Genomic DNA, 5,895 nt, shown 5'->3' with positions numbered 1-5,895 from the left:
TCGACAGGTAGTTGTTCGCCTGTACACTGTTCATCAATTGTTTCTTGTGCAAACTCTCTTACAGATACGGACTCATAGCCTGCAACAATATTTGATTCTGAAATAGCACTCGCGCCTGACGTACCGCCGTAAGTGTCATCTTTTGGTGCAATTGTTTTTACTTCACCGTTGTGTAATACCACAGCTCGATTTTCAAATTCTCGCTTAAAGATAACAATTGGCGATTCGTTTGCATCTTCACCCGTTTGCTGAAAGGTACCACGTATGTATGGTGCCGATGCAGTACCAATCGCAATTCCACTATTGTTTACGTCGTTTAGCTGCTCAACATTACTTCTAGTTAACTCGCCTAAAGGCTCATCGACAATATCAAGTAGTGTCGTCTTGGTTGTGTCACCGCCAGAATTAATATACGAAACAATGTCACCAATTTTTTGATATGACGGACTCGACACAAATACTCTACTAGAATTGGTCAACTCCGACTTTAGACAAGCAATCGTACCAGCGTCAAATTCGCCAGTTGAAGCCTCAGTATCGTCAATGTCACAGTTTGCTCTTAAATTAGCACTAGCACCAACCAAATAATTTTCTAAATAGAATGGATAATTTGTGCTGCTGCGGGCTATGCCGACAACGTCACCAACATCATTAAGTCCTGTAGTGAACTGCTGACGTTGATTTTTAACTTTTGGTAATTCTTGTACTTCATATGTGGCCGCTGTAGCGTTAAAGCCTGCGACAATCATTGCCAATGCAATAGTGGACTTGGAAAACTTCGCGTATTTCAAAATAACTACCTGTTAATTCGTTTGTTTTTCTTCTAACTCTTCCCACCTTTCAAAGGCAGCTTCGAGCTTCGACTCAATATCTGACAAATGGTTCAATGCGTTTGCGGTAGTTTCTGCATCCTGCTTAAAAAACTCCGGATCATTAACCTTTTCTTGAGCCGACTCCAATTCGATTTCTAATCTTTCAATTTCTTTCGGCAATGATTCTAACTCCCGAACCTCTTTATATGAAAGCTTTTTCTTGTTTGTTTTAGAGGCGGGTTTAGTAGTTGCTATTTTTGCTTCTGCTTTTTTGTCCTTAGATGAAGAGTCAGAGTTCGATTGGCTTTGATTTACTCGCTCTTTGTAAGCCAAATAATCGTTATAACCACCAACAACTTTATTGATTTTACCTTGCCCTTCAAAGGCCCATATAGAAGTTGCTGTATTATCAATGAACTCACGGTCATGGCTTACCAGTAATACTGTACCTTCATACCCAGACACAAGTTCTTCTAACAATTCCAAAGTTTCGACATCAAGATCATTGGTTGGCTCATCAAGAATCAACAAGTTAGATGGTTTCACAAATAGTTTTGCTAATAATAAACGATTCTTTTCACCACCAGATAAAGCTTTTACCGGAGTTCTTGAACGAACCGGTGGGAATAGAAAATCTTGCAGATAACCCAAGACATGACGAGTAGAACCATTAAATGAAATTTCTTGTTTGCCGTCAGCAACGTTGTCTTGCACAGTCTTCTCTAAATCGAGTGCAAGTCTATGTTGGTCAAAGTAAGAAACCTTTAGGTTTTCACCGATATGAACGACACCAGAATCTGGTTTTAATTCACCTAGCAATAGTTTGATTAAAGTAGATTTACCTACACCGTTTGGCCCTATCAAAGCTATGCAATCACCACGCATAACAAGACTTGAGAAGCCATCTATTAATGTTTTGCCCGGAATGGAATAATCGACATCAATGGTTTCAAATACTTTTTTGGCAGATTTTTCACCTTGCTGAATTTGCATATTGGCAGTGCCAGGCGCATCGATACGCTGTTTGCGAGTCTTACGTAATTCTTTTAGCGCTCGTACACGACCTTCATTGCGCGTTCGTCTGGCTTTGATACCCTGGCGAATCCAGACTTCCTCTTGCGCTAACTTTTTGTCAAAAAGCGCGTTTTGTTGCTCTTCAACTTCAAGAAGTCGAACCTTTTCTTCTAAATAATAGTCATAGGTACCATTAAAATTGGTTAGATTGCCACGATCCAAATCGAGGATTCGCGTAGACATGGCTCGGATAAAGGCACGGTCATGCGAAATAAAAACAATGGCCCCTTTAAACTCTTTTAGGAAACCTTCTAACCATGCAATGGCATCGATATCTAAGTGGTTGGTTGGTTCGTCTAATAATAAAATATTAGGTTGTTGTACCAATGCTTTTGCTAGAGCCACTTTTCTCAACCAGCCACCAGACAACTTAGCAACTTCTTGCTCAGCCTCCAAACCTAATTTTGTTAGAGTCTGACTTATTCGACTGTCTAAAGACCAACCATCTATTTGGTCGATCTGTTGCTGAACCTTTTCCATTTGGGACATAAGCTCTGGTTTTTCGGCGACTTCCATAGACAAGGCGTTAAACTTTTCGACTAATCTAATAGCATCTTCCAGCCCTTGGCAGACAAATTCGTATACGGTTCCAGACTGACCTCTTGGCGGATCCTGCTCCAACCTTGCTACCGTCACTTCATTTACAAACTGTACCTTGCCATCATCGAGTGTTAGATCACCACTTATCACTTTTAATAATGACGATTTACCAGCGCCATTTCGTCCAACAATACAAATTCGTTCACCCGCATTAATTTGAACGTCGACATTGTTTAAAATTGGATCTGTGCCGAACGCTAACTGGGCGTTACTTAATCTAACTAATTCCATAAAATTCCACGTACTGCTTTAGTTGTTCTTCCTCAAAAGGCCAAAACAATGCTTGTTCGGCCCCATCGGCAATTAACACTGGTATTTTGTCACCGTAGACCTGAATGAGCTGGTCGTCTTCAACAATATCAACTATTTCAAACGGTAACTCTAATACTTTGAGCATTTTTGCTGCCGCTTCACATAAGTGGCAGCCATCGGTACTAAGTAAAAATAACGCCATCACTCACCTAGTAGTTCCAATTTCCAACAATGGTGGATGTTTTGGTTTCGCTTAAAGTCTTCCGGTAATGTCTTGTCTTTAATGTCTGTAATTTGGAAACCAAGCTCACGAATTTTATCTTCTTCTAGCTTAAACTTTCTCAAGTTATTAGAAAACAAAACGGTACCACCTGGGTTCAGTCGCTCTTTTACCAATTCAAGAATTTCAACATGATCACGTTGTACATCCCACGTTCTGTCCATTTTCTTTGAATTAGAAAACGACGGTGGGTCTAAAAAGACAAGATCAAACTTATCACGAGACTTTGATAGCCAGTCTAAACAGTCAGCGCGTTGGAAGAAGTGCCCTTTTTGACTGATTTTGTTTAATGCAAAGTTGTCTTTTGCCCAGTCTAAGTAGGTATTAGACATGTCGACACTGGTCACGCGTTTGGCACCATTTAGCGCTGCATGAACACTTACACTACCTGTATAACAGAAAAGGTTTAGTACTGTTTTGTCTTTGCACCAAGAGGCAAACTCTTTGCGCGTTGAGCGATGATCTAAAAATAAACCCGTGTCTAGATAGTCATGAATGTTGACGTAAAACTTGGCGCCATGTTCTTCAATAGCGAACCTATGGTACTTACTGTCTTCTTTTTCGTATTGCGCCTTACCTTTTTGAGCTTTTCGAACTTTTAGTGCGAAATTCTCGGCTGTAAGTTCTAACTTAGTTTGTAAAATACTTACAACGTCTAGCAATCTAATTTCAGCAACGGACTCTTTAACTGTCTTTGGTGCTTGATATTCATAAACCACCACTTTGCCATCGTAATAATCGACCGCTACATTGTATTCTGGGATGTCAGCGTCATAAATTCGATAAGAGGTAACGCCTTCTTTCTTCGCCCATTTACGCAGTCGTTTTAAATTTTTATCGATTCGTTTTGAAAATGCCTGGCCATCTTTGCTTAGATAATATTCACCTTTTAATGCTTCTGGTGACAATTCACATTGTTGGGGAGTCAATTGGTAAGTCGCGAAAACGGTGTCTAATGGACCATTCTTAAATTTGAACTCACGACTTTTTTGCAATCGTAACAATTTGAGTAACAAAGTTTGGCCGGTTAACAAACCTACATGCCAATTTTCGAAGTTAGTTTTAAGGTTTAAGCCCAGACGTTTAAATAATGAAAGTAACTCTATAGAGTCGCCAATACGCTCACCATAAGGTGGGTTAGAAACTATCCAACCAGCTTCTAGTTTCTTATTGACCGTCGCATTGGCTGCGTCTTGTTGATTAACAGAAACAATAGATTCTAAATTAGCCTGTTCGATGTTTGATTTTGCTTTCTCAATGACGTAGTTATTGATTTCAAAGCCGATAAACTGAGCGGTCGGGGCACGTTCGGCATTTATCGCTTTCTCACGAATTGCTTCGTATTTGTGAACCATAAACTCAGGGTGCTTGGTAAATGCAAACGTTCTCTTATTTAGACCCGGAGCCCTGTTAAGATGCATGTTCGCGGCTTCAATCAAAATCGTTCCTGAACCAGCAAACAAATCGACAAAGTTGGATTCTTTGTCCCAACCACTTCTAATAATTAAAGCGGAAGCTAGGTGTTCTTTTAGTGGTGCGGCACCCTGCTCTATACGATAGCCACGTTGATGAAGTGATGGACCAGAAAAGTCAACGTAAACAGCACAACGGCCTTTGAACAGTCTAGCGTGAATACGAAGGTCTGGGTTGTCTTTTGAAATATCAGGTCGTTTACCGGTTTCTTCACGAATATTGTCAACAATGGCATCTTTGATTATAAGACCACCAAATTGACTATTTCTTATACTTTTGTCCGTTCCAACAAATTCTACTGCAAAACTACGTGTTTTTGTAAAATAAGGATGCCAGTCAAAGCCGATTACGGCGTTGTAGATTTGATCTTTGCTATTTCCTGGCACATCAATAACGTGTTTTAGAATACGAGTAGACAGGCGCGACCACAAACAAATATTCATTGCAGTCTCAAAGTCAGCAGTAAAATAAACTGATTGCATTTTAGGCGATACTTCTGTCGCCCCTAGTTGAGTTAGCTCGTCGGCTAATAGCGGCTCAATACCCGCTGATGTTAACGCTATAAAATTAGGCATAATCATTAAACTTAGGAAATTTGAGGTCATTATAGCAAATTTGAGCAAAAGACCTATTTATTACAGTTTTTTTAATTAACGTGTTGCAATTCAAATTTAAATCGTTAGTATACGCACCTCGTTGAGGGACAGTCCTTAACGAAAGGTCGTCGGAGCCGACGACATTAATATAAATAGCTCAGTCTACTGGCGCGGGATGGAGCAGCCTGGTAGCTCGTCGGGCTCATAACCCGAAGGTCGTCGGTTCAAATCCGGCTCCCGCAACCAATTTCTTAAAGTTGGTACAGTATAAGATGGTCGTCGGAGCCGACGACATAAATATAAATAGCTCAGTCTACTGGTTCGGGTAGGAGCGGATGGTAACTCATCGGGCTCGCAATACCCACAAGAGCCGAAGGTCGTCGGAGCCGACGACATAAATATAAATAGCTCAGTCTACTGGCGCGGGATGGAGCAGCCTGGTAGCTCGTCGGGCTCATAACCCGAAGGTCGTCGGTTCAAATCCGGCTCCCGCAACCAATTTCTATATATTCCTAATAAGTTCACAGCCCGTCGGGCTCAACTCTTCATAAAAGCGCGAAGGTCACAGGTTTAAATCTGGCTCCCGCAACCAATTTCTATATATTCCTAATAAGTTCTCAGCTCGTCGGGCTCAACTCTTTATAAAAGCGCGAAGGCCACAGGTTCAAATCCGGCTCCCGCAACCAACTCTTATATATTCCTAATATATTCCTAATAAGTTCTCAGCCTGTCGGGCTCAACTCTTCATAAAAGCGCGAAGGCCACAGGTTCAAATCCGGCTCCCGCAACCAATTCTTATATATTCTTA

Annotated in this window: 4 protein-coding genes and 2 tRNA genes; 2 read left to right on the top strand and 4 right to left on the bottom strand. The window is 41.0% G+C overall.

Features of this window, described 5'->3' with window-relative positions; translation table 11 throughout:
• The 4 genes from AC4E96_RS05930 to rlmKL form a co-directional block, all read right to left on the bottom strand.
• On the bottom strand, positions 1 to 791 hold a 791-nt coding region (locus AC4E96_RS05930), incomplete at its 3' end, for a DUF3466 family protein (protein ID WP_490255183.1).
• Between the two features lie 12 nt (positions 792 to 803).
• Complete coding sequence (uup, locus tag AC4E96_RS05925; RefSeq protein ID WP_490255182.1) at positions 804 to 2,717, bottom strand: ATP-binding cassette ATPase Uup; 1,914 nt, start codon at positions 2,715 to 2,717, stop codon at positions 804 to 806.
• Positions 2,704 to 2,940, bottom strand: coding sequence for a glutaredoxin family protein (locus AC4E96_RS05920; RefSeq protein ID WP_488033059.1), 237 nt, complete (start codon positions 2,938 to 2,940; stop codon positions 2,704 to 2,706). Before AC4E96_RS05920 ends, uup begins: the two co-directional genes overlap by 14 nt.
• A complete protein-coding gene (gene rlmKL, locus AC4E96_RS05915; RefSeq protein ID WP_490255181.1) occupies positions 2,940 to 5,066 on the bottom strand; it encodes a bifunctional 23S rRNA (guanine(2069)-N(7))-methyltransferase RlmK/23S rRNA (guanine(2445)-N(2))-methyltransferase RlmL in 2,127 nt (708 codons plus the stop codon). Before rlmKL ends, AC4E96_RS05920 begins: the two co-directional genes overlap by 1 nt.
• A 190-nt stretch (positions 5,067 to 5,256) precedes the next feature.
• Between rlmKL and AC4E96_RS05910 the strand changes: the two genes are divergently transcribed.
• A tRNA-Met gene (locus AC4E96_RS05910) sits at positions 5,257 to 5,333 on the top strand.
• 175 nt (positions 5,334 to 5,508) lie between these two features.
• Positions 5,509 to 5,585 (top strand) — tRNA-Met (locus tag AC4E96_RS05905).
• The last annotated feature ends 310 nt before the right edge of the window (positions 5,586 to 5,895 follow it).

The sequence above is a fragment of the Psychrosphaera sp. genome, from assembly GCF_982872775.1.
Note: the sequence above shows the minus strand (reverse complement) of the source record. Positions and strands in the feature narration are given on the sequence as shown.